The organism is Bifidobacterium olomucense, assembly GCF_012932375.1.
Taxonomy (GTDB): domain Bacteria; phylum Actinomycetota; class Actinomycetes; order Actinomycetales; family Bifidobacteriaceae; genus Bifidobacterium; species Bifidobacterium olomucense.
The window spans coordinates 25,777-49,965 of the sequence record NZ_JAAIIG010000011.1; the positions used below are offsets into that span (position 1 = coordinate 25,777).

General features: G+C 60.8%; 19 protein-coding genes, 1 tRNA gene and 4 pseudogenes. 4 read left to right on the top strand and 20 right to left on the bottom strand.

Going from position 1 to position 24,189, the window contains the following annotated elements; all coding sequences use genetic code 11:
• Positions 1–6: 6 nt before the first annotated feature.
• The 9 genes and pseudogenes from gatA to G1C97_RS09965 all read right to left on the bottom strand — a co-directional run bounded on the left by gatA (position 7) and on the right by G1C97_RS09965 (position 7,368).
• Positions 7–1,548 (bottom strand): Asp-tRNA(Asn)/Glu-tRNA(Gln) amidotransferase subunit GatA, encoded by a 1,542-nt coding sequence (gene gatA / locus G1C97_RS09930; RefSeq protein ID WP_169241621.1) that lies wholly within the window; start codon positions 1,546–1,548, stop codon positions 7–9.
• A gap of 5 nt (positions 1,549–1,553) precedes the next feature.
• A complete protein-coding gene (gatC, locus tag G1C97_RS09935; protein WP_033890649.1) occupies positions 1,554–1,853 on the bottom strand; it encodes an Asp-tRNA(Asn)/Glu-tRNA(Gln) amidotransferase subunit GatC in 300 nt (99 codons plus the stop codon).
• Between the two features lie 119 nt (positions 1,854–1,972).
• On the bottom strand, positions 1,973–2,923 hold the full coding sequence (locus G1C97_RS09940; protein WP_169241622.1) for a permease of ABC transporter system: 951 nt from the start codon (positions 2,921–2,923) through the stop codon (positions 1,973–1,975).
• The gene (locus G1C97_RS09945; RefSeq protein WP_169241623.1) at positions 2,920–3,870 is read right to left on the bottom strand and encodes an ATP-binding cassette domain-containing protein; all 951 of its coding nucleotides are present in this window, start codon (positions 3,868–3,870) and stop codon (positions 2,920–2,922) included. The genes G1C97_RS09940 and G1C97_RS09945 overlap by 4 nt, the downstream gene beginning before the upstream one ends.
• 172 nt (positions 3,871–4,042) lie before the next feature.
• Positions 4,043–4,318 (bottom strand): annotated as a pseudogene (locus G1C97_RS12560) (TrmH family RNA methyltransferase); the annotation flags it as partial.
• Positions 4,319–4,437: 119 nt separating this feature from the next.
• A pseudogene (locus tag G1C97_RS12565) lies at positions 4,438–4,954 on the bottom strand (RNA methyltransferase); the annotation flags it as partial.
• A gap of 4 nt (positions 4,955–4,958) precedes the next feature.
• Positions 4,959–5,588, bottom strand: coding sequence for a type I phosphoribosyltransferase (locus G1C97_RS09955; RefSeq protein WP_169241625.1), 630 nt, complete (start codon positions 5,586–5,588; stop codon positions 4,959–4,961).
• 25 nt (positions 5,589–5,613) lie between these two features.
• Entirely contained in the window at positions 5,614–7,017 is a 1,404-nt protein-coding gene (locus G1C97_RS09960; RefSeq protein WP_169241626.1) for a DNA recombination protein RmuC, read from the bottom strand.
• Positions 7,018–7,086: 69 nt separating this feature from the next.
• Entirely contained in the window at positions 7,087–7,368 is a 282-nt protein-coding gene (locus G1C97_RS09965) for a metal-sensitive transcriptional regulator (protein WP_169241627.1), read from the bottom strand.
• Between the two features lie 187 nt (positions 7,369–7,555).
• On the opposite strand from G1C97_RS09965, the pseudogene G1C97_RS12570 reads away from it, so the two are divergent.
• Positions 7,556–7,937, top strand: a pseudogene (locus G1C97_RS12570) (cupredoxin domain-containing protein); the annotation flags it as partial.
• Between the two features lie 113 nt (positions 7,938–8,050).
• A pseudogene (locus tag G1C97_RS12580) lies at positions 8,051–10,255 on the top strand (HAD-IC family P-type ATPase); the annotation flags it as partial.
• A gap of 101 nt (positions 10,256–10,356) precedes the next feature.
• On the opposite strand, the gene G1C97_RS09975 reads toward G1C97_RS12580, so the two are convergent.
• The 8 genes from G1C97_RS09975 to rpsF all read right to left on the bottom strand — a co-directional run bounded on the left by G1C97_RS09975 (position 10,357) and on the right by rpsF (position 15,348).
• Complete coding sequence (locus G1C97_RS09975; RefSeq protein WP_100496497.1) at positions 10,357–11,091, bottom strand: MIP/aquaporin family protein; 735 nt, start codon at positions 11,089–11,091, stop codon at positions 10,357–10,359.
• Positions 11,092–11,262: 171 nt separating this feature from the next.
• The gene (gene ptsP / locus G1C97_RS09980) at positions 11,263–12,891 is read right to left on the bottom strand and encodes a phosphoenolpyruvate--protein phosphotransferase (protein ID WP_169241629.1); all 1,629 of its coding nucleotides are present in this window, start codon (positions 12,889–12,891) and stop codon (positions 11,263–11,265) included.
• A gap of 167 nt (positions 12,892–13,058) precedes the next feature.
• Positions 13,059–13,132, bottom strand: a tRNA-Lys gene (locus G1C97_RS09985).
• Positions 13,133–13,137: 5 nt separating this feature from the next.
• Complete coding sequence (locus tag G1C97_RS09990; protein WP_169241630.1) at positions 13,138–13,341, bottom strand: hypothetical protein; 204 nt, start codon at positions 13,339–13,341, stop codon at positions 13,138–13,140.
• Between the two features lie 172 nt (positions 13,342–13,513).
• Entirely contained in the window at positions 13,514–13,960 is a 447-nt protein-coding gene (gene rplI, locus G1C97_RS09995) for a 50S ribosomal protein L9 (protein ID WP_169241631.1), read from the bottom strand.
• 20 nt (positions 13,961–13,980) lie between these two features.
• Positions 13,981–14,229 (bottom strand): 30S ribosomal protein S18, encoded by a 249-nt coding sequence (gene rpsR / locus G1C97_RS10000; RefSeq protein ID WP_033890661.1) that lies wholly within the window; start codon positions 14,227–14,229, stop codon positions 13,981–13,983.
• A 97-nt stretch (positions 14,230–14,326) separates the two neighbouring features.
• Entirely contained in the window at positions 14,327–14,983 is a 657-nt protein-coding gene (locus G1C97_RS10005) for a single-stranded DNA-binding protein (RefSeq protein ID WP_169241632.1), read from the bottom strand.
• Positions 14,984–15,057: 74 nt separating this feature from the next.
• Positions 15,058–15,348, bottom strand: a complete 291-nt coding sequence (gene rpsF, locus G1C97_RS10010; RefSeq protein WP_100496500.1) for a 30S ribosomal protein S6 — start codon at positions 15,346–15,348, stop codon at positions 15,058–15,060.
• Positions 15,349–15,634: 286 nt separating this feature from the next.
• Between rpsF and G1C97_RS12130 the strand changes: the two genes are divergently transcribed.
• Entirely contained in the window at positions 15,635–18,463 is a 2,829-nt protein-coding gene (locus tag G1C97_RS12130) for a zinc ribbon domain-containing protein (protein ID WP_205832609.1), read from the top strand.
• Positions 18,464–18,634: 171 nt separating this feature from the next.
• Complete coding sequence (locus G1C97_RS10030; RefSeq protein ID WP_169241633.1) at positions 18,635–19,648, top strand: ribose-phosphate diphosphokinase; 1,014 nt, start codon at positions 18,635–18,637, stop codon at positions 19,646–19,648.
• A gap of 427 nt (positions 19,649–20,075) precedes the next feature.
• Here the strand turns inward: G1C97_RS10030 and G1C97_RS10035 are convergent, their stop codons facing one another.
• The 3 genes from G1C97_RS10035 to G1C97_RS10045 all read right to left on the bottom strand — a co-directional run bounded on the left by G1C97_RS10035 (position 20,076) and on the right by G1C97_RS10045 (position 24,177).
• Positions 20,076–20,918, bottom strand: a complete 843-nt coding sequence (locus tag G1C97_RS10035; RefSeq protein ID WP_169241634.1) for a YggS family pyridoxal phosphate-dependent enzyme — start codon at positions 20,916–20,918, stop codon at positions 20,076–20,078.
• 262 nt (positions 20,919–21,180) lie between these two features.
• On the bottom strand, positions 21,181–23,160 hold the full coding sequence (locus G1C97_RS10040; RefSeq protein ID WP_169241635.1) for a glycoside hydrolase family 127 protein: 1,980 nt from the start codon (positions 23,158–23,160) through the stop codon (positions 21,181–21,183).
• 198 nt (positions 23,161–23,358) lie between these two features.
• The gene (locus G1C97_RS10045) at positions 23,359–24,177 is read right to left on the bottom strand and encodes a carbohydrate ABC transporter permease (protein ID WP_169241636.1); all 819 of its coding nucleotides are present in this window, start codon (positions 24,175–24,177) and stop codon (positions 23,359–23,361) included.
• Positions 24,178–24,189 lie beyond the last annotated feature (12 nt).

Here is a 24,189-nt window from a genome sequence, read left to right on the forward strand (position 1 = left end):
GATGCTTTACTCAGCAAGTCCGTCGAGCCACGGGGTCTTCAGATTGTTCCAGATCGGGCCGCCCCAGCTCTCCTCAAGGGCAGCCTCAAGGGCAGCTGCCGGCTTGTACATGACTTCGTCACGCTGCTGTGGGGCGATGAACTGGAAGCCGACCGGCAGACCGTCGTCGGACAGGCCAGCCGGAATGGACATGGCCGGCACACCGGCGAGGTTGGCTGGAATGGTGGCGATGTCGTTCATGTACATGGCCAGCGGGTCGTCCATCTTCTCGCCGAACTTGAAGGCGGTGGACGGGGAGGTCGGGGAAACCAGCACGTCGGCCTGTTCGAAAGCCTTCTTGAAGTCCTGGATGATCAGGGTGCGAACCTTCTGAGCCGAGCCGTACCAAGCATCGTAGTAGCCGGCGGACAGCGCGTAGGTGCCGAGGATGATACGACGCTTGACCTCGTCGCCGAAGCCGGCCTCACGGGTGTAGGCCATCATGTTGGCGGCGGTCTGCGGCACGCCGGCCGGCGGCATCACGCGCAGGCCGTAGCGCATGCCATCGTAGCGAGCCAGGTTGGAGCTCACCTCGGACGGCATGATGATGTAGTAGGCACCCAGGGAGTAGCCGATGTGCGGCACGGAGACCTCGACGACCTCGGCGCCCATGTCCTTGAGCTTGTCGACAGCCTCGTTGAAGCGGGCTTCGACGCCGGGCTGGAAGCCGTCGCCACCGAGCTCCTTGATGAGGCCGACCTTCAGACCCTTGAGATCGCGCTTGGCGCCTTCGCGGGCTGCGGCGACCATCGGGCGCGGGCCTTCCGGAATCGAAGTGGAGTCGCGGCGATCATGGCCGCCGATGACTTCCTGCAGCAGGGCGGAGTCGAGCACGGTGCGGGAGACCGGGCCGATCTGGTCGAGCGAGGAGGCCATGGCGATGGCGCCAAAACGGGAGACGCCACCGTAGGTGGGCTTGACGCCCACGGTGCCGGTCAGGGCACCCGGCTGACGGATGGAACCGCCGGTATCGGTGCCGAGGGCGAGCGGAGCCTCGAATGCGGCCACTGCGGAGGCGGAGCCACCGCCGGAGCCACCGGGCACACGCTCGGTATCCCACGGGTTGTGGGTGGTCTGGTAGGCGGAGTGCTCGGTGGAGGAGCCCTGTGCGAACTCGTCCAGGTTGGTCTTGCCGAGCAGCGGCATGCCAGCGGCCTTGAGCTTTTCGATGACGGTGGCGTCGTACGGCGGCACCCAGCCTTCGAGGATCTTCGAGGCTGCGGTGGTCTCGATGCCCTTAGTGACGATCATGTCCTTGATGGCGATCGGCACGCCGGCCAGCTCGGGCAGGGCGGCCTTGTCTTCGGCGGACTTCTTGTCGAAGGCGTCGGCCTGTTCCAGAGCCACATCGCCGGAGACCTTGAGGAAGGCCTTGATGGACGGCTCGGCGGCCTCGATCACCTTGAGGTGCGCTTCGACCAGCTCGCGGGAGGTGACGTCGCCCTTCTTGATGGCGGCGGCCTGCTCGGCGGCGGACAGCTTGACGAGAGTTGCGGTTTCGTTGCTCATCGGGTTCACTCCTCGCTTCCCAGGATTCGCGGTGCCACGAACATACCGGCCTCGGTCTTCGGACCACCGGCGAGCGCCTCCTCCTGCGTGAGCGGGGTTTCGGCGACGTCCGGACGCATGTAGGCCTCAAGCGGAACCGGGTTTGCGGTGGGCTCGACGTCGTCGGAGGCGACTTCCTGAACCTTGTTGATGGAGTCTGCGATGACATTCAGTTCGCCCTGCAGACGGGTGATTTCCTCATCGGTGAGCGCGATTCGGGCAAGATCGCCCAAATGCACGATTTCTTCGCGTGAAAATGTTGGCATGCGCCTTACTATACGAGCGGTTTGTGACACGCGGTTATCGGAATGGCTCGTTCCGACGCCCATTGGACACCTCGGCGCGGCAAAAGTCCGACTTGGCCTCATATGCGGCATCACGCATATTATTTGACGTCAGTTTTTGCGGTGACGGTCAGGCCGCCAATCCACGCCACGGTGACCCACGCACACAGGATGAGACCGGACTGCCACCATTCGGGAATCCAATAATTCTGCTGCGAGGTGACAGACGAAACCGCATCACTTCTGATGCTGGCACCAAGGAAGTTGTTCATAGACATATCAGGCGTGAGATATGCCAACGTGCCAAGCCATGAAACTTGGCTGACCGCCATGGAGACAATGGCCAGTATGGAGGAGAGCACCATAAGCAGCACGACCACGATGCTCACCCCTCCTACCGTGGAGCGTGTCAAGGCACCCAAGCCCACCGCCAGCAGGGCGATAAGCGTGATGATCAGAGGGAATCCCGCCACGGTGATGGGGATGATGCGCCACTGGTCGCCCTTCAGCGCGGTGACGTCATGTCCGTGGACGAACAGCCAAAGTACGCCGGAGGCCAGAAGGATGCCCACAATGCCCGACGCGAGCGCATACAGCGCCACGGCGAGCGATTTGCTGGTATAGAACATGATGCGCCTGGGATTGGCGGTCAGGCTGGATTGTATAGCGGATGTAGTGTATTCGCTGGTGATGGCCATAACGCCGAAAATGCCGATCACCAGCGCTGCGGTGCTGCCCGATGAAGCCAGCACCGCCCATAGATCGACTGCGGCAAGAGGCTTGGGATGATCAAGCGTTTTGCCGGTGGTGATGTCAACGGTAGTCATGAACGTTATGGTCCAAGCGCTCAGTGCGGCCATGCCTACCATGAGCGCGGCGGCCAGTCCGAGCAATATCCAAGTGGACTTCAACGACTTGAGTTTGAGCAGCTCGGCCTTGAGCGAACCGAGGAAAGACAGTCGGATACGGCGGTTCCAACGGTTGGCGCGACGGCCGGCAGATCGGTTTACGGCAGCACTCGCGGCTTCGGCGTTCGTGGTTGGTACGCTCATTTCGTCACCTCCGCGGCTGACTTGGCCTGATATTCGACTTGGTTATGCGTCAAAGCCATATATGCCTCCTCCAGAGAGGCATGTTCCTCGACGAGTTCATATGTAATGAGTCCAGCTTGGGCGAATACACGGGCTGCCGTCACCAGGTCGGCACCGATGATGCGGAATACCTCGCCGATGGGCGGATCTGCAGGCGTCCGTTGATCTGGCACGACTTGGACTTGTGACGCGTTAGCGAAAATCGCATGGAGCTTGTCTGGTTCAGGAGTCACCACACGGATGGAGCGCATGGAATGTTCGGCTACGAACTTGCCAACCGTGGTGGTTTCCAAAATACGTCCTTGGCCAATGATCACCAGATTGTCTGCGGTGAGCGCCACTTCGCTCATCAGATGCGAGCTCAGCAGCACGGCACGTCCTTGTGCAGCGTAATAACGACAGAGTTCACGTACCCATTTGACGCCTTCGGGGTCAAGTCCGTTGATCGGCTCGTCCAATACCAGATTGTGCGGGTCGCCGAGCAGCGCGGCGGCGATGGACAGACGTTGGCTCATACCGAGGGAAAAGCGCCCTGCCTGGGTACGCGCCGCGCTTGTCAACCCGGTCATATCGATGACCTCGTCCACTCGGCGTTGGGGGATGCCATTGGTATAGGCCAACGCAAGCAGGTGGTCCCGCGCGGAACGGGACCGGTGCGCCGACTTGGCGTCCAGTACCGCACCGACGGCGCGCATCGGCGCACGGAGCTTAACGAATGGTGTGCCATCGATCAGCGCACGTCCGTCATCCGGAGCGATCAAACCGAGCATCGCACGCATAGTGGTGGATTTACCGGCACCATTAGGTCCTAGAAAACCCGTAACTTTGCCGTCTTCGGCCGTAAACGTCACATTGCTCAATGCTTGTTTGGATTTGAAGCGTTTGCTGAGCCCCTCAACCTCAATCATGCTTTAACTGTAGACGGCGATGCGCCGCCCCGCCAGCAGTCATGGCACGCTGTCAACGTATGGCTACCGAGTATGGCCACTGACTACATATGGCCCATGCTATTTGCCCGGGCAGATGCGCATCGCCGTATAGCTATGCGGTTGGTCAATCGCGCAGCCGCTCACCCTCGGCTCAGGCGATAACCGCATGCTGCGCAATCCACGCATGCATCGCCACGGCGGCAGCGGCACCGGCGTTGATGGAACGCACGGACCCGAACTGGGAGATGTAGACCACGTCATCGGCCAGGTCAAGCGCTTTTTGGCTGAGGCCCGGGCCTTCCGCGCCGAACAGAAGCAGGCATCGCCTGGGAAAACGGTAGGTTTCCATCGGCACTGCGCCCGGAATGATATCAAGGGCGATGACTCGGGCAGCCTGCAGTCCCTTGATGCGGCTGTCTGCATCGGCCAGTTCCGCCATGGCGCGCTGCATGGGGGAAACGGCATTGGCGGTACCGGTGTCCCGTCCGTCAAACGAATCAGGAATCAATGACTGTCCGCCAACTGCAGCGGCACGGGCGCCATATTCGTGAATATGGATGGCGGCCGCGGCGGCGCGGGCGCGCTCGTATGCGATCTCGCCGCCGATCCGGTTGCGCCAGCATTCCACCAGCTCGGCGATCGAAGGATGATGCTCCACATGCTGGTAGAGCTCAGTCATCAGAGCGCCCTTGCGATTCCACTTATGCGGGCCGACGATGTGTACGCGCTTCGCTTGGAAGGCGTTGGCGGTACGAACTATGGAACCGATGTTGAAATCGTGGGTCCAGTTTTCTACTGCAACCTCAAAATCATGACGGCCGCGTGCATCCAGATCGGCCTTGATGGCCGATACGGACCAGTACCGATATCGGTCGAGCACGTTGCGTCGATCGCCCTCGTTCAAGAGTTCCGTATCGAAACGGGAATCATAATTGGCGGATGAGGCATCGTCCGGGCGGGTCTCGCCAGGGTGGGTCTCGCTCCATGGGCCTAAGCCGATCTCACGGAATTCAGGTTCACCGGATGCTTTGGCCGCTAAAGAAATCGGATTGGGTGCGTGCATATATCTATCGCAGTTCGGATTCGTCAAAGACCTGGACGAAAGGCAATTCATGCTCGTCTCCGGTGGACGGATTGATGACATCAATAGTCTTCGCACCGCCGCCTACCAACGAGGCAATGGCTACCACGGTCGCTCCCAACTGCTCCACCACGCCGAAATCCAGACTCAGCTCGTTGCCATTGCGCAAGGTGACCAACGAGCTGGTCTGCACATACGACTTTTCGGACAGCCATGCGTCCAGCAGCAGTACGCGACGCCCGGCGATGGACGGCCCCTTGATGGAGGGATAGACGAAGTCCATCACGAATCCGTCCAGATCCTCCCCACGAGAGGCGGCAGCCTGCATCATCGCGGACACCATCGGCACAGCGGCCGCCGTCAGCGCACCAACCGCATCGAAATCGTCCACCGAATAGCCGGCATCCTCCAAGGCATCAAGCAGCACATGGCCCATCACCACAGCCGCGCGGTGATCAAAGGTCACCGCCGCCAACTCGGAGAACGGACGGCCCACCACATGTTCTTTGAGCAAGGTAGCAAGCTGTTCCCGCGGATCCAGCATGGCGAATGAGGTGGCATGCTTGGCAACGGCAAGGTCCGGGGTACCAGTAGGGCGGAATCCAGATTCAGTCATATGCACAGCCTATCGCCTGAGGGGGTCAGGAGCGGACAGTGGACGAATCATCGTCCGTCGGCACCACCTCGGGTGCGGAAAGTTCGTTGATATTGCCTTTCTCCGACTCGATCAGCGGCACTTCCCCAATGACCTTGGTGGGTTCGATCTTCTGCAGTTTACGCGCCGTGGGCAGTACGCGCTTCTCCAGGCTGGCGGCGAATTTGTTATATGCGCCCACTGTCTTGGAAATCTGCGCGCCGAGCTTGGTGGCGTAGTCGCCCAGCACGGCGAAGCGCTCATACAGTTCGCGTGACAGATCGAACAGCTGCTTGGCATCGTCGGTCAGGGACTGCTGTTGCCATGCATACGCCACGGATTTCAGCACGGCCCAGAGCGTGACCGGAGAAGTGAGCGCCACCTTGCGGGAGAACGCATCATCCATCAACGTAGGATCCGCCTCAAGCGCCGCCTGCAACAACGCCTCATTCGGGATGAAAGCCACCACAAAATCGGGAGCAGTGTCGAAAGCATTCCAATACGCCTTCTCCCCGAGGGCGCGCACATGCTCGCGCAACGCTTTGGCATGCGAGCGCAGCAACTCATCTCGTCTGGCCAATTCCTCGGGAGTCGCGGTCTCCGGAATCTCGCATGCCCGCTGATAATCGGCATATGGCACCTTGGCATCGATCGGAATAGTTTTGCCACCGGGCAAATGCACAATCATATCCGGACGCAGCGTACGGCCATCGGCACCGGCGACCACTACCTGCGTATCAAAATCAACATGCTCCAGAAGGCCGGCGGATTCCACAATGTTCTTCAGCTGAGCCTCGCCCCATGCGCCGCGCACCTTATTGTTACGCAAGGCAGCGGAAAGCGAGCTGGTCTCCTTATCCAGCCGGGCTTGCTGATCGTTCAGCCCTTTGAGCTGGGCTCCGAGCGCACCCATCTCCTGTTTGCGTCCCTCTTCGATCTGCGTGACCTTATGTTGCAAGGCATCCAGATTCTTGGCCACCGGAGCCAGAGCTTCCAGCACTTTACTCTGTTCTTTGAGGCGTTCTTCCTGCTCACGACGCTTGGCCTCGGCGGCACGCGCTTCGATTTCACGCTGACGTTCGGCCTCGGCGGACGCACGTTCCCGTTCATGCTGTATACGGATCTGCTCGGCCTGCTGCGCTTGCGCCAACTGCGATTTCACGAACGCAAGCTCACGCCCGGCACCTTCGATCTGCGCCCGAGCCGCAGCATGCTGCGCACGCAACTCGGTAATCTCCTCCTTGGCGGAAGCCAGGGCGCCCTGCGCCTCGCCAAGTTCCTCGGACTTGGCACCTCGGGCCATCTCCTGCCCCTTCTGCCGCCCGAGTTGGAATCCGGCGGCAAGACCCAGCATGAGCCCCACCACCAGCACAACGACTACGATGATCACGGTTCCCAGTTGTTCAGACATGTTCCCCAGTATGACACCAGACACTTGAGCCGGTAAAATTTTACCGTCCTCGACGAAATCAAGCCGTTTTCAGGACTTCACCAGACGGGAAATGGCCGCAGAGGCCTCGGCAAGCTTCTCATCCGCAACCAGGCCGCCTTCAACCGACGCCTGACGCACGCAATGCTGCAAGTGATCGTCAAGCAACAGCAACGCCACCGACTTCAACGCTGAATTCGACGCGGAAATCTGCGTGAGCACGTCAATGCAATACTTGTCGTCTTCCACCATCTGTTCGATGGCGCGCACTTGTCCCTCGATGCGACGCAAACGCGCAATAATCTTCGCCTTGTCTCCGCCATAACCATGCATCGGCACACCTTTCCTGCATCCCCGGCACGCCAGATACAACCGACATGCCAGCATACGTACACGCCCGAATCCGGCCATCCGCGCCTCGATACGCCATCAGCCGAACACGCCATCATTATATACCCTCTAGGGGTATAGGGTATACACTGTGCCTCGGATACAATAGGAGAGCATAGGAGGAGGGGTTATGACATTCAGCATCTTTCCCATCACCGTGGCACTCTTGGCCGCAGCAGCACTGACATGGCTGGTTCTTCGATTCTTCTTCGCCCCGCAACACGGCAAGGAAGGCATCATCGACGGAGGCCATCAACGTGCGACCATCACCGTCAAGGGCGGCTACTCCCCCGCCACGGTGACCATGCGTCCCGGCATGCCCATCACGCTGACCTTCGACCGCAAGGAAACCGGCGAATGCACCTCGCATGTGGTGTTTGCCGATCTGGGAATGGACGTCATGCTGCCAGGAAACACGTCAACCGCCGTGGAGCTGCCGCCTCTTCAGCCCGGCGAATACCCGTTTGCCTGCGGCATGAACATGGTGCACGGATTGCTGCGCGTCGAAGGACACACAGCAGGAGCAGCTGCGCAACCGGTTGTGCAGCCCGCCGCACAGCCCGCCGCGCAGCCCGCCGCACAACCACTGCCGTCATCCGTCACACCAGCCGCACCGGCAACACCGAACGCGGCCGAAGCCGAACGCCGCGAAGCTGAGGAACGCCGCGCGGAAATCAAGTCACTGGCTGGACTGGTAACCATAGGCGCGATCCTGACGATTCCGGTCTTCGCCACGACCATGCTGCACATGGCCGACCCCTCACTCGTGCCGCACTGGATGGTCAACCCCTGGCTGCAGGCCATGCTGATCACCCCGGTCATGTTCTACTGCGGCCACCCCATCCACACCGTCGGATTCCCGGCACTCGCCCACCGTTCTCCGGACATGAATTCGTTGGTGTCGCTGGGAACCTCGGCCGCCTATCTCTACAGTCTGGCGACGTGCGTCGCCCCCTGGATATTTCCGGAAGGCTCACGTGAACCCTATTTCGAATCGGTCGGCGTGGTCATCACCCTGGTGCTGGTCGGCCGTCTGCTGGAGAACAAGGCGCGCGAAGGCACCGGGCAGGCCGTACAGGCGTTGATCAAGTTGCGCCCACGCACCGCGCACCGATTGCACAACGGCGTACCGACGACCGCAACGAACGCTGCGTTGCCGGCAACCGCGACGGCCAGCCTCCCATGGCGCGACCCCGCAAACAGCACGGACGTCGACGTCGACTCCATCGGCACCGGCGACCTCCTTGTGGTGCGCAACGGCGAGCGAGTCCCCACGGACGGCGTCATCGTGGCAGGTGAGGTCACGGTAGACGAATCCATGATCACCGGCGAATCCAGACCGGTGTCCAAATCGACCGGCGCATCGCTGACCGGCGCTACGGTGCTTATGAAAGGCGACTGCGTGATGCGCGCCACCCAAGTCGGCGCAAACACCGTACTTGCGCAGATCACGGCCATGGTGGCACGGGCGCAGGCCACCAAAGCCCCCATACAGCAACTCGCCGATCGCATTGCGCGCTATTTTGTGCCCGCAGTGATGATTATCGCCATCTGGACCTTTGCGATCTGGGTCTCGCTGGGTCCCAGCCCGAAGCTCGCGCACGCTCTGGTCACGGCCGTCAGCGTGCTCATCATCGCATGCCCGTGTGCGCTGGGACTCGCCACGCCACTGTCCGTGACTGTGGCGCTCGGCCTCGGCGCCTCCAACGGCGTACTGGTCACATCCGCAAAAGCTCTGGAGCAGGCGAGACGCATCGGCACGGTGGTTTTCGATAAGACCGGCACCATCACCCGAGGCGTAGTCGATGATAATGCCGACTGGAACCGTCCGAGTTACGAACAGGACACCGTCAAAGAAGGGTCGGTCGAGGCGATTGCAGCATTGCGCGCCCGCGGCATACGTACGGTGATGCTGTCCGGAGACAAGGCCGACGTGGCAGGCCGCATCGCGCGCGAAGTCGGCATCGACACCGTGATCTGCGAGGTCAAGCCCGACGGCAAGGCGTACTGGATTCAGCGACTTCAGCACGAACGCGACACCCAGGATCCACGTGATTCCCAATCCGCCACAGCACGGCAGGGCAGCGATGCCGCCCACGATACAGCGACGGCAAACACCGTCAGGAATCGCTCGAAAGCCGACCTTATCGCGATGGTGGGCGACGGCATCAACGACGCTCCGGCGCTGGCCCAAGCCGATCTCGGCATCGCCATCGGCACCGGTACGGATGTGGCCATGCAATCCGCCGACGTGACGCTGATGAGCGGCGACCTGCGAGGCGTACTGAAAACCATCGATCTTTCGCAGGCCACCATGCGCAACATTCGGGAGAACCTCGGCTGGGCGTTTGGATACAACGTGATCGGCATTCCGATCGCAGCCGGCGTGCTGTTCCCGTTCACCGGCTGGCTGCTCAGCCCTATGATCGCAGGGCTTGCGATGGCGCTGAGCTCAGTATGTCTGGTGCTCAATGCGAATCGTCTGCATGGAGTGAGCATCAGCAGATTCGATGCCGGCGCCGCCCCGCAAAGCACCGCCATCGCCGGCGAACCGACCGTCATCATCGACGATCACACTTCATTGCACTTGTCCGCAGATACGGACAACAACCATCCAAACACCAAGGAGAATCCCATGGATATGAACATGCACATGCATCACGCCGCTCCGACCGATGGTGAAACCGCCACCGATCCGGTATGCGGCATGACCGTGGCCGTGAACGCGGACGCCGTCACGCGCGAGCACGATGGCAAAACCTACTACTTCTGCGGCGAGCACTGCGCCAATAACTTCATGAAGGCCCCGCAGATCTTCTTGGAGAAGTAAGTCGAACCTTCTCAACAACAATGGCCTCCATCATTGCGATGGAGGCCATTTCATACGCGTCCGGAAACCTCGTCCGAAAACCTCGTCCGGGAACCAGCGAATCAGGCGCCGAAGAAGAACACGAACATCCAGCAGCCGATAATGGCACCGACGATCGGGGCCACGACCGGAATCCATGCCTCATTCCAGCGGGACGTGCCCTTGGACGGAATCGGCAGGACGGCGTGCAGAATACGCGGCATGAGATCGCGGGCCGGGTTCAGGCCCGGTCCGGTCGGGCCGCCCATGGAGGTGACCAAGCCCCACACGATGAAGCCGACGACGATCGCGGCAGCGGCCGGATCCTTTTCGCCCCACGGGTCCATCAGGCAGCACAGTGCACCGAAGACGAGCACGAGGGTGCCGAACATCTCGTTGATGAAGTAATTGAGCTTCTTGTTATCCGCATCGGTGGTGCAGAAGGTGGCGAGGATGGCCTCGGGATCCTCAGTCTCCTTGTAGTGCGGATAATAGGTCAGGTAGACGATGAACTGTCCCAGAGCGGCGCCAAGCAGCTGCGCGATGATGTACGGCAGCACTTCGTTCCACGGGAACAGGCCGTTGACGGCCTGGGCGAGGGTCATGGCCGGGTTGATATGCGCGCCGGAGACCGCACCGAACATCAGCACCGGGAACATCACACCGAAGCCATAGCCCATGGCGATGTTCAGCCAGCCAGCGTGATGGCCTTTGGTGTTCTTGAGCTCGACGTTGGCCACAGAGCCGTTGCCGAAGATCATCAGGATGGCGGTACCGAAGAATTCGGCAGCCAGCTTGGTAAAGAGGGAGTATTCCACTGCTTCTTCTTTTCTCGTTCTAGTGAATGATGTGACCCGCAATGGCCGAATGGCCAAGTCACGCAAACGGAACAAGTGTACGCCGAGGGCTGAACGTGGAACACTCGTCAAACGTACGCCGCCGGCCTCTCGGCGTACGTTTGGCAAGATCAGTGATGATTGTTTCGGGGATTAGCAGTTGCGTATGGCGTTGCGCAGGGGCAGGACGCTGGTGGGCGGGACCGATAGTTCATCGACTCCGATTGCAAGGAACGTGTCGGTCAGGTTCAGGTCCGCGCCGAGTTCGCCGCAGATGCCGCACCAGATGCCGTGGCGATGCGCGGCCTCGACGGCCATCCTGATCATGCGCAATACGGCTGGCGAGTGCGGATCGGCGAAACGTCCGAGCTTCGGGTTCTGGCGGTCGCATGCCAGCGTGTACTGGGTCAGGTCGTTGGTGCCGATGGAGAAGAAGTCGACTTCGGCGGCCAGCTCGTCGGCCATGATCACCGAGGCGGGCGTCTCGATCATGACACCGACCTGGATGCGCTCGTCGAAGTCGATGTGCTCGCCGCGCAGCTCCTCCTTGACCTCTTCGAGAATCCGCTTGGCGTCGCGTACCTCCTCGACCGAGGTGATCATGGGCAGCATGATGGCGATGTTGCCGTACACCGAGGCCCTGAGCAGAGCACGCAACTGCACCTTGAAAATCTCCGGGCGGGTCAGGCAGATACGGATGGCACGGTAGCCGAGGGCGGGATTGCCCTCATGCTCCAGATTGAAGTAACCGACCTGCTTGTCCGCGCCGATATCGAGCGTGCGGACGACGACGAGCCGGTCGCCCATCTTCTGCGCGACTTGCCTGTATGCCTCGAACTGGAACTCCTCGGTAGGCCAGTCCTCACTTTCCAAGTACAGGAATTCGCTGCGGAACAGGCCGATGCCCTCGGCGTCGTTGGCCAGCACCGCAGCCACATCGGAAGGACGACCGATGTTGGCATACAGGCGAACCCTTTGGCCGGACTTGGTTTCGGTAGGTTTGCCCTTGAGCTCCTGCAGCAGACGCAGATGCTCCTCGTACTGGGCCTTCCTGCTTTGGTATTCGGCGAGCGTGGCCGCGTCCGGGTCGATGAACACCAGACCACTGGTACCGTCAATCACGGCAGTATGGCCGTCGTCAGCCGGCTCGAAGGCGTCGCCGATGCCGACGATGGCGGGCAGACCCATCGTGCGGGCCAGAATCGCGGTGTGCGAGTTCGCGGAGCCCTTGGCGGTCACGAAACCCAGCACCTTGGCGCGGTCGAGCTGCACGGTCTCGCTGGGAGCCAAGTCCTCGGCAAGGACGATATGGCCCTCGCTGCTTCCTTCGTCCGCCGCAACGCCACCGCGCTCGTCTATGAGCACGTTGATCACGCGGCGCGAGACATCCTTGACATCGGCTGCGCGCGTCTGCATGTACGAGTTGTCCATCCCGGCGAACATGGCGGCGAACCGTTCGGCGGTATCGCTGACCGCGTATTCGGCGTTCACCTTGCGAGACGCGATCAGGTCTTCGATGTTTTCCGCATAGGCCGGGTCCCGGAGCATGAGCTGGTGGGTGTCGAACAGTTCCGCCATGTCTTCGCCGAACTCGGCCGCGGTCTTGTCGCGCAGCTGCTTCAATTGAACGACGGCCGTGTCGCGGGCCGTGCGAAAACGTTCCACCTCAGCATTCGGGTCGTCGACCACATGACGTTCCACAGCCCGGTCGGCGGTATCCGGCACGCGGATCGCGCCGACGGCGATGCCGGCGGAAACCCCAATGCCTTGTATTGTTTTCATCACAGGTTCTCCTTGAGGAACTGCTCGAACTCGGTTTCGGGGCAGTATTTGCACCATGCGCTGAGCCTTCAAGCCACCATCCTTGGTACAGGCCCCGCCAGATTCAATAATTAGTCATAATGCGAGCGAAAAACAAAAAACCGGAATCTTTCGATTCCGGTTGTCTGTGCCCCCGCAGGGATTCGAACCCTGGACACGCTGATTAAGAGTCAGCTGCTCTAACCAACTGAGCTACAGGGGCGTTGGTTAGCTGTTGAAGTGTTCCTTGCAACGAGTGATAAATATACTCAGATTTGTCTCACGCGCAACCCTCGGCGTGTCGCCCGGAATTTCAACGTTTTGAAAATCGTGATTTTGCGGCGGCACATCGACTTTGCGATCGAGATAACCGCGCCGACACGACAGCTTCACAAAATACACACATTCTTGCGGATCATGCGCGCGGCTCACTCACTCGCGTCCTTACACTCGCGTCCTTACACGCTTGCGCGCTTATGGAAACCTCTATGGAAGTGCTCATGGAAATACGAAAGCCCCGCGCTGTGCGGACACGCGCGCGGGGCTTTCAATGCTTAAGCTCAGACTTCCAGTCTGAAAGATTCCAGCATTATGCCGGAATGATTCACTCGGCCACGACCTTCACGAAGAAGGAAGCGGTGATCTCCGGGTGGAGGGCCACCTTGGCGGGGAAATCGCCGGTGGTCTTGATGGTCTCGACCTCGATGGACTTCGGATCAACCGGAGCCTTGTCGGACAGAGCGATGGCGATGGCTTCCTTGGAGATGCCACCGAACAGCTTGCCGGACTCGGACACCTTGGCGGTGATCTCGACGGTGGTGCCCTCGATAGCAGCCTTGGCAGCCACGGCGTCTTCACGGGTGGCGACGGCCTTGGCCAGACGAGCGCGCTTCATAGCGGTGATCTGAGCCTCAGCGCCCTTGGTCCAAGCGAAAGCCAGACCCTGCGGGAACAGGAAGTTGCGGGCGTAGCCGGCCTTCACGTTCACCACATCGCCGGAGTGACCCAGGTTGGACACGGTCTTGGTGAGAATAACCTTAGTTTCAGCCATTGTTCAAAGCCTCCCTAAACTCAGCGGCCCGAGGTGGCGTACGGCAGCAGAGCCATCTCGCGGGCGTTCTTGATGGCCTTCGAGATCTCGCGCTGCTCCTGCACGGTCACACCGGTGATACGACGGGAACGGATCTTGCCGCGATCGGAGATGAACTTGCGCAGCAGCGCAACGTCCTTGTAATCGATCTCGGTAATCTTGGCAGCCTTCAGCGGGTTCGGCTTCTTCTTGAACGGCTTGACCGGCGGCTGCGGCCTCTTGCGTGACATGATGTTCTCCTTAAAAGTAAATATGATGATTGCTGCTGATCAGCAGGTTGCAGACAGGTTCAGCATCGGCACGCGATCACAATGATCGCACGATGGATCAGAATTCCGGATCGTTGTCGTCTCCGCCAAAGTCGGAGGAGGCGCCGAACGTCGCAAAGCTGCCGCCATCGGATGCGCCGGCGTTGCTCCATGGATCGGCTGCAGGCGCGGACGGTGTGGTCTGGGCGGGCTGCTGGGAATAGCCAGCGCCACCCTGATACCCACCGTTGTAACCGCCCTGGCCACCGTTGTATCCACCGTTCTGAGCGGCCGGAGCATTGCCATAGCCCTGATTGGCCTGACCGCTCTGGAATCCGCCGTTATTGCGCCCCTGGAAACCGCCCTGACCGGACGACGTACGGGACACCTGTGCGGTGGCATAACGCAGGGAAGGGCCAATCTCATCGAGCTGCAGCTCAACGACGGTTCGCTGGGAACCGTCCTGAGCCTGATAGGAACGCTGTTGCAGACGACCGGTGGCGATCACACGCATGCCCTTCTTCAGGGACTGAGCGCAGTGATCGGCCAAATCTCGCCACGCCGAGCAACGCATGAACAGCGCCTGACCATCTTCGAACTGATTGGTCTGACGGTTCCAGTTACGCGGAGTGGAAGCAATCGTGAAGCTTGCCACGGTAGCCCCGCTGCCGATGGTTCGCAGCTCGGGGTCCGCGGTGAGGTTGCCCACGATGGTAATGACGGTTTCGCCTGCCATGACGGTCCTTCTTATACCTTGCTTGTGCCTAATGCCTTGAATACCAGCTGTTCAGCTGACTAAACGCTTTGAATTCAGCCCTTACGAAGGATCTTCGTACGGATCACGGATTCGTTGAGGTTGAGCACGCGGTCGAGCTCATCGCTGGTAGCGGGCTCGGCGGTGTACTTCACGACGACGTAGTTGCCCTCGGTCTTACCGGCAATCTCATAGGCGAGCTTGCGACGGCCCCAGTAATCGGGCTCATCGTAAGAACCGCCTTCCTTGGTGACGAGTTCCAGATACTGCTCGGTCAGCTTCTTCAGACCGCGCTCATCCAGCTCAGGATCGGCGATGAACATCAGTTCGTACTTGTGCGCAGACATCACCCACCTCCTTCGGACTATCGGCCACGGACCTTCCGTGGCAGGAGTGTGTATGCGTGTGCCCTCCCAGCAATCGGCCGAATTATGCGCAAAAAACGCACTCCTCACACCATGTGCTGCTCTTCGGGCAACTTGAACAGCCTATATATAGGGCGGGACACGATGCATCGCGTGGTTGGAGCCGCGACAAACAGGCCGCCCCATTTATGACTACAAACTCGACATTTAGGATGCGTTTGCTCGTATGATGGAGCGTGAAAGAAGAAAATACCAAGAAGGGGGACTTATGTTCTGTCCTAACTGTGGTGCGACCGTCCGCGAGGGTGCGCAGTTCTGCGCAGCTTGCGGTGGTCGGATTGGCTCTGCTCCGGCGGCAACGACTGCCCCGGCACAGCCCGTACCTACTCCTAATCCTTCCGCGGCCCCAACACCTGCGCCCACGGCCTCGATTCCGATGCCGGGTGGCGCTCCCGCCGCCCCGGCTCCGACTCCTGTGCAGCCTGCCGCAGGCGCGGCTCCCGCAGGTCAGCCCGGCCCGGTTCCGGGAGCTCCGGCACAGCCCGGCCCGGCACAGCCTGTTGCCGCCAGCCCGTTGGCCAAGGAGCTGTTCAGCGCGTCGAACATGCAGACCATCGGCATCGCAGCCGCCATCGGCTTCGGCGCAGCGCTCGTTTTGTCGCTGTTCCCGGCCATCGCGATGAACTCCTACAATTCGTCGTCGTTCTCGGTGACCTCCGATTCTTCGATCGGTCAGGCCCTCAACGGCATGTTCGTCTCCGGCAACGGCATCAATTTCTTCCACTTCCTGTTCCTGGCCTTGGCCATGGGCTTGGGTGGCGGTCTGCATTACGGCATCATCGACACGAGCTACACCAGCCTGGACGCCTCCAACATGACCTCCTTCCCGCTGGGTCTGACCGGCGTGGCGCTGCTGGTGGGCACCGCCTTCGGCGCATACATGTTCGCACGCGCCAAGAGCACCCGCTTCAAGTACACCGGACTGATCTCCGGCTTCATCACCGCACTGCTGCCGGCAGTGGTGATCACACTGCTCGCGGCCATCGCGGCGGCACCGATCGCCGACGGCTCCACCATCGTGGCCAAGTACTCCGGCGCTACGATCCGCACCTTCTTCATGGCCTATCTGCTCTCCGCCCTCGGCGCGCTGGCCGGCTACGCACTGGCCCAGTACGCCCCCGATTCCAAGACCGTGTTCGGCGCGGCCTGGCAGTGGGCTCATCGCGTGCGCGGCTTCGTCCGCACCGTGACCGCCGTACTGGCCTTCCAGCTGGCGCTGTTCCTCCTTGCCGGCTTGGTGGCCCTGTTCGTCACCGCCTTCTCCGGCGGAGAGGGCATCATGATCCTGACCTTCCCCGTCACGCTGATGATGCTCGGCAGCTTCTACTTCACGTGGGCCACGTTCGGCGCCATGACCATATCGCAGTCCGGCCAGCTTCCTCAGGATGCCAGCCTGTTCAGCGTGAACCTCAACATGACCGTGTGGCCGATCTGGCTGCTGTTCGTCGCGTTCGTGCTGGTCACGTTCGTGGTGGCGCTGCGCACCTCTGCCCGCAATCTCTACGATCGCGCCTACATGGGCTGGATTCACAGCTGGAAGTCCCCGGTGGCCGTGATGGTGTTCTGGCTGATCGCCAGCCTGCTGTTTGAGCCGCTTTCCGAGCGTTACACCATGTCTCACACCATGTCCATCGGACCTGCCCTGTGGTACTTCCTGGTCATGGGCATTTGGGCATTCCTGGTCGAAGTCGTGGCGCTGACCTTCGGCCCGACCATGGTGGTTTCCATGCCGGGCTTCTGGCCCGTGCTCGTGGGCGGAACCGTCCGCACCACTCCGCAGCAGGTGGTCGACTACATCCATGCCAGCGATGGCATGTTCGGCAAGTGGCCCACTTGGGGCGCTCCGTCCGCCGGAGTGACCGCCCAGCCATACGCCGGCGGCACCAACGCGCCGTCTGCCGGCGCGGCTCCGGCTGCACCCGGCGCTCCGGCTGCGCCGGCAGCTCCCGGCGTTCCCGGTGCCCCCGCCGCCCCGATGGCGGCTCCCACGGCTCCCGGCGCGGCTCCGATGGCCGCTCCCGGCGCCGGAACCACGGCCATGACCGACCAGCAGAAGAAGTACTTCATCATCGGCGGCGCGATCGCCGGTCTTCTGGTGGTGTTCGGCATCGTCTACGGCGTGCTGTCCTCTTCGCTCTTCAGCGCGAAGAGCGTGGCCAACAACTATGTTGCAGCCATCGCCTCGGGTGACTACGACAAGGCCAGCTCCATCGCCAACCCGCATGTGGACGCCGCCCAGAGCGTGCTGCTGACCTCCAAGGCCTCCACCGGCGAGAACACACGCATCACCAATGCGCGCATCTCCCAGACCACCAACAACTCCGACGGCACCGTCACCGCTCAGCTCACCTACACGCTGAACGGCAAGGAGGTCTCCACCGATTCGATCAAGATGGTGGCCAACGGCAGCAAGTTCCTGATCTTCAAGAACTGGACCGTTGCCGAGCCGCTGGTCAAGACCATTTCGGTCTACGCCTCCGACGCTCCCGACGGCATCACCGTCAACGGTGTGAAGGTGACCGCCAAGAACGCGACGAACAACGACGCCGAGGACAGTGGCACCTACCAGCTCAAGGTGTACCCGGGCATCTACAAGGTCGGCGTACCGAAGTCCGACTTCTACAGCGCCAAGACCGTGTCCGTCAACACCAATGACGGCAACAGCGGCACCTTGGACGTTCAGCCCACGGACAAGCTGACCTCCGCCATCCAGGATGCGGTGGACGCCAAGCTGGACGAATGCGCCGAGTCCACCGAGGCCGAACCGTCCGGCTGCCCGTTCAGCTACTCCACCTACAACTCCCAGAAGTACCGCAACTTCTCCTGGTCCATCGACACCTATCCTGAGGTGAACTACATCTCGCTTTCGGACGGTAGCTACGATACCGACTACGACGGCAAGGTGACCGTGAAGTACGAGTACCACTACTACGACGGCTGGGAGTCCGAGGACGACTGGAACTACTTCTCGGCAAACGGCAACTTCACCATCAAGGATGGCAAGGTGACCGTGGACCTGGGCAGCAGCTCGTACTGATCCCGCTTACCGATAAACGTCGGCGGAATTGAGACGGCCAAACGATCGGCCTCCTCGACATACCGACGTCCATAACACACAAGCACCCCGCCGCGGCACCGTCTGCGGCGGGGTGCTTGTACACTGGGTAAGGCGTAAATCAACACAGCGACTGAAAAAGGATGCGAACGCATGTCGGCGATTCTTGAAGGCACTCCGGATAAACGACTCGTTCTGGTCACGGGCCGTGCCTACCCCGAGCTGGCTCAGAAAGTGGCCGAATGTCTGGGAACGGAAATCCTGGAGACCACGTCATACGACTTTGCCAACGGGGAGATGTACGTACGGTTCACCGAACCGGTGCGCGGTGCAGATGTGTTTGTGCTGCAATGCCACGCGGAGGACATCAACAAGTGGATCATGGAACAGCTCATCATGATCGATGCCTTGAAGCGCGCTTCTGCACGCTCCATTACGGTGGTGGCACCGTTCCTTGGTTATTCCCGTCAAGACAAGAAGCACCGCGGCCGCGAGCCCATCACCGCCCGCCTGATCTTCGACCTGTTCCGCGCCGCGGGCGCAGACCGCATTATGACGGTTGATTTGCACGCCGCCCAGGAGCAGGGCTTCTTCGACGGCCCGGTCGATCATCTGACCGCCATGCCGGTGCTGCTCGATTACGTGCGCACTGCACTCGATCTGAGCAACACCACCATCGTTTCCCCGGATGCCGGCCGCATCAAAGTATCCGAGCAGTGGGCTGCCAAGCTCGGCAATCTGCCGCTGGCCTTCATCCACAAGCAGCGTGACATCACCCGACCGAACCATGCCGAGGCGCATGGCATTATCGGCGACGTGAACGGACGCGACTGCGTGGTCATCGACGATATGGTCGACACCGCCGGCACCATCTGCGAGGCCGTGCGTACTCTGAACGAGTCCGGTGCCAAGTCGGTGACGCTTGTGGCCACCCACGGTCTGCTCTCCGGTCCGGCCGTGGAGCGGCTCAAGGGCTGCGGCGCGCATGAAATCGTCTTCATGGACACGGTCCCGATTCCTGAATCCAAGCGTCTGCCGAATATGACGGTGCTGTCCGTGGCACCCCTGCTGGCCGCCGGCATTCGTTCCGTATTCGAGGAAGGATCCGTGGCCATTCTGCTGGAAGGCCTGCCGGAGGATATGCGTCCGCGCAACATCTACGCGTGATCGCACGCAATTGTGTGATGACAATGCCGCCAAGAGTTCAGCTTGGCGGCATTTTTTTGTTGCTGTCGTAACAACAAAAAGACCGCAGACCGCTTGTGAGAGTGCAGACTCTCGCCTAAATCGCTTACAAGGGGTTGATACACCGGTTACCGAAACACCTATCCGCGTTACGAGGGGCTGTTCCTCAAGTGAATATGCCCTTACAAGGGCCAAATCTCGTTGGCATAGGACGCACGGAGTGAGGAACGCGGCAAACGAACCGCCCCTTGTAACGCAGATAGGTGTTCCCCACCGCGGAAATCAACCCCTTATAAGCGAGATACATCCAAATCTGGCATTATCCAACGCGATCCGGCATGGTACGCTGCGAGTCAACGCAATTCAATGTGCCCCAACGTTCCCGGGCAGCACTCAAGCCACGCAAACCTCAGATAAACGCACGCGCGCCGAAGATAGCGGTACCGACGCGCACAATGGTGGACCCCTCCTCGATGGCGTAGGCCATGTCCTGAGTCATCCCCATCGACAACTCCTTGCAGTTGGCGGTACCTTCAGCCCCCGAGGCCAGAATCTGGTCGCGCGTGCGGCGCAGATGGGCGAATCCTTCGCGGATAGTGCGCTCATCGTCCACATGGGCACCGATAGTCATAAGACCCTGCAATTCAAGACCGCCCATGGCGCCAATGCGCTGGGCCAAATCGATGGCGTGGCTCGGCGCGCAGCCGGACTTGGATTCCTCGCCGGACTCGTTGACCTCCAGCAGCACGCCCACGGTGATGCCATGCATGGTGGCTCGGCGAGCGATCTTCTCCGCCAGCTCAATCGAGTCCACGGATTCGATGGTGTTCACCACCGGCAGCACCTTGCCGATTTTATTGGACTGGAGCTGGCCGATGAGATGGAACGGGATATGGTCCGCCACTTCGGCAACCGCATGACCGGCCGCCGCCACTGCATCGTCGCCGCCGACACCCAACGCAATGCCACGCTCGGCCAGCAGACGCGTCAACCCCGGTGCCTTCACCGTGACCTCTTGCGGACGATTCTCCCCGATCATATGGATGCCGGCGTCGATCGCGGCCATGATCTCGCCCACATCACGGGTTTTGGTGGCCGCCAGCAGTTTGACCGAACCGGGCTCACGGCCAGCCGACGCCTCTGCCTGTGCGATGCGATCCAATACCTTATGCACGCCGTCCGCAATCTCCTGTGCGCGCGCCTGATCAATGACCTCGTTCGCGAGATCCTTGTGGTCCATATAAGCCGTCATAGTGTTCTCCCCGCTGAATCGAGACCCCATCTTACCCCGGATATGCGAGGGCCTTCCGTGAACGTTCACGGAAGGCTCCTATTTGTTTGTATCGCCTCGCTCAGGCTACGCCTACGAAAAGCCCACCGGGCTTTTCGCTTAACGGCGTTCCTCCGGCCCCGCGACAACCGACTCGCGCTGACGCGCGAGACTCAATCCGACCTTCACTCGGACTATCGCCTCGCTCAGGCTACGCCTGCGAAAAGCCCACCGGGTTTTTCGCTTAACGGCGTAGCCACACGCGCATCTGTCCTACTTCGCGGTTTGCCCATGAGTAGTACGGCACCAGCGTCAATGTTGCAGGCTCACAGGCAACCTCATCGTCATCGGCCGGAGCATATAACGGCGCATCCTCTGCGTCTTCGCTCATGCGCACGGCAGACAGCGCAATCGTCTCCACGCCACCCAGCAAATCAGCCTTGAACTCGGTCTTGGCATCAGCGGCACGCACGCCATCGGCCAGACGATAGTTCCACAGGTCGCCGGGATTGTCCGTCTGCTCAGCGCAGTAGACCAGCGGACCGCGCATCACGGCCACCTGACCGGCGTCGGAACGCACACGGGAGTTGGCGCGCACAAACTTCACGGACATGTCCAGATCAAGTGCGATCTCCAACGTGTCACCGGCGTTGATCACCAGATACACGAATCCGTCCTCGACCTCGGCGGTGGCAGGCTTGCCGTTCACGGTCAGCGCGTAGGAGCCCAGCGACCAGCCGGGGATGCGCAAACCGAAACGTACCGAGCTCAGCGCCGCGGAAGTCGGCAGCCCCACCGTGTACTCCACATGGCCACTCCACGGGAAGTCGGAACGTTGTTCAACGCTCAGGCCGGAATCGAACGATGCGGTGTTGGCGATGAACTGATGGCTCAGCACGGTCGCGCCGCCATCGCGCTCGGTGTAGATGTAACGATCCACGGAGGCGATGAGTCGTGCGATATTCGCCGGACAGCAGGCGCAGCCGAACCAATCCACGCGATGCGAGAGCACATGGTGACGGTCCGGATTCGCCAGTCCGTCCGGAGTGGATTCCAAAGCGTTGACGTAGTAGTACTGCTTGCCGTCCAAGGAGATGCCGGCGATGGAGCCGTTGAACAGCTCCTTCTCCAGCACATCAGCGTATTCGCCCTTGGCTTCGATGTCGAGCATCTGCTGGGCGAACATGCTCATGGACACGGCGGCGCAAGTCTCGCCGTACATTGTGTCGTTCGGCAGATCGTAGTCGTAGGTGAACGACTCGCCCACGTGAGTGGAGCCGATGGCACCGGTCACGTACATACGCTTGGTGACGATGTTCTTCCAGAAACGCTTGGCCGTGGCGATGAGGTCCTCGTCGCCAAGCAGACGGCCGACATGCGCCACGCCGGTGCACAGGTAGCCGACGCGCACGGCATGGCCGTCGGCGGTCTGTTGGCTACGTACGGGTTGCGCAGCCTGGAAGTAGGTGGGTTTGTAGAAGCCGAGGTCCGGGAAGATGTTGTCGCCGTGCATGGCTTTGAGCTGCTTGGCGTAGAACTCGGGATCCCGGCCGCGCACGTCGATGAGGTAGAGGGCGAGCTTGAGATAGCGCTCCTCATGGGTCTCCTCATACAGCTTGGCGAGAGCCAGCTCGATTTCCGGATGACCGTCGGCTCCGTGAATCTTGCCTTCCTCGGGACCGAAGTTCGCGTCGAGGCAGTCGGCCATACGACGGGCCACGTCCAAAGCCTGCTCGTTGCCGGTGACCTGATGGTAGGCCACGGCAGCCTCGATGTAGTGGCCCATCACATACATCTCATGGCTCTGCTGGATAAGGCTGAAGCGCGGACGATCAGCCCAGACGCCGGACTTGATCTGGTACGGGGTGTCCAGATAACCGTCTTCCTGCTGTGCGCGTGCGATAAGATCCACGGTCTTGTCGCACAAGGCCCGCAGTTCCGGGTCCGGATGGTAGGCCAGCGCGTAGGCGGCCTCCTCCAGCCACTTATAGACATCGGAATCTTGGAACACCATGCCGTGGAATTCGTCGTCAAGTTCGCCGGCCGCAACCTTCAGGTTGGCGACCGCATGACTTTTGTTATCGGAGAGCTGATTGCCGGCGGGGTCGTCCGGAACGACGGTATCGATTTCGTCGTTCATCACGCCCCACTGGTACGGAATCACCGATTCGACAACCTGGTCGCGACGCTGCTTCCAGAATGGGGAGGTAATCGTTACTTTCATGATTAACCTTTCACAAGTTCTTGTGATGAAAGTTTGGAGTTGTATGAGCAGTCAAGTCCTTCACGGCTCCGCCTTCGGCCCTGCAATTACGGACTCGCCTGCGGCGAGGCTCAATATCACCTTCGCTCGGCTACCGCCTCGCTCAGGCGGACGCTATGGGAAGCCCACCGGGCTTCCCATATCAGGGCTGAGCCAAGCTCAGCCCTTGACCGCGCCCGCCATGAAGCCCTTGACGTAGTACTTTTGCAGAGCGAGGAAGAGGATGGCGCAGGGGATGAGCAGGACCACGACGCCGGCTTCGGTGGCACCGTAGTCGATGACGCCCATGGTCTGCTGACGCATGTTCACCATCGCGAGCGGCAGGGTGGATTTGGCGGAGGAGCTCAAGTACAGCGGAATCATGAAGTTATTCCATGCCTCGAGGAAAGCCAGCAGGCCAACGGTCACCATGGACGGCTTCACCACCGGGACAAGGATCTTGAACAGTGCCTGGAAGGAGTTGCAGCCGTCGACCATGGCGGCCTCTTCCATATCCTTCGGGATGGCGTCGAACGCGTTGCGCATGATGAAGGTGCTCATCGGCAGCTGGAACAGCGTAATCACCAGGCCCACACCAAGCAACGTATCGTTCAGGCCGATGTCCTTGAACCACACCATCAGCGGGATCAGCAGGGATGCGTACGGCACCATCAGGATGGACAGGGTCACCATAAAGCCGAGGTTACGGCCCGGGTAATCAAAGCGGGAGAAGGAGTAACCGGCCAAGGTGCACACCACCACGGAGAACACCACGGCGACCAGCGAGACGACGATGGAGTTGAACAGGTACTTCGGCAGACCTTCCTGATAGCCGAACAAGGTCAGGTAGTTGGCCACGCCCCAGCCTTTGGACTGGGCGGAACCCGGCTGCGGGCTGAAGGAGCAGATCACCACCCAAATCAGCGGGCTGATGAAGATCAGGGCCAATAGGCCTTCGAGCACACGAGCGATGACGCGCTTCCACAATGGGGTAGTCATAATGAATTACCT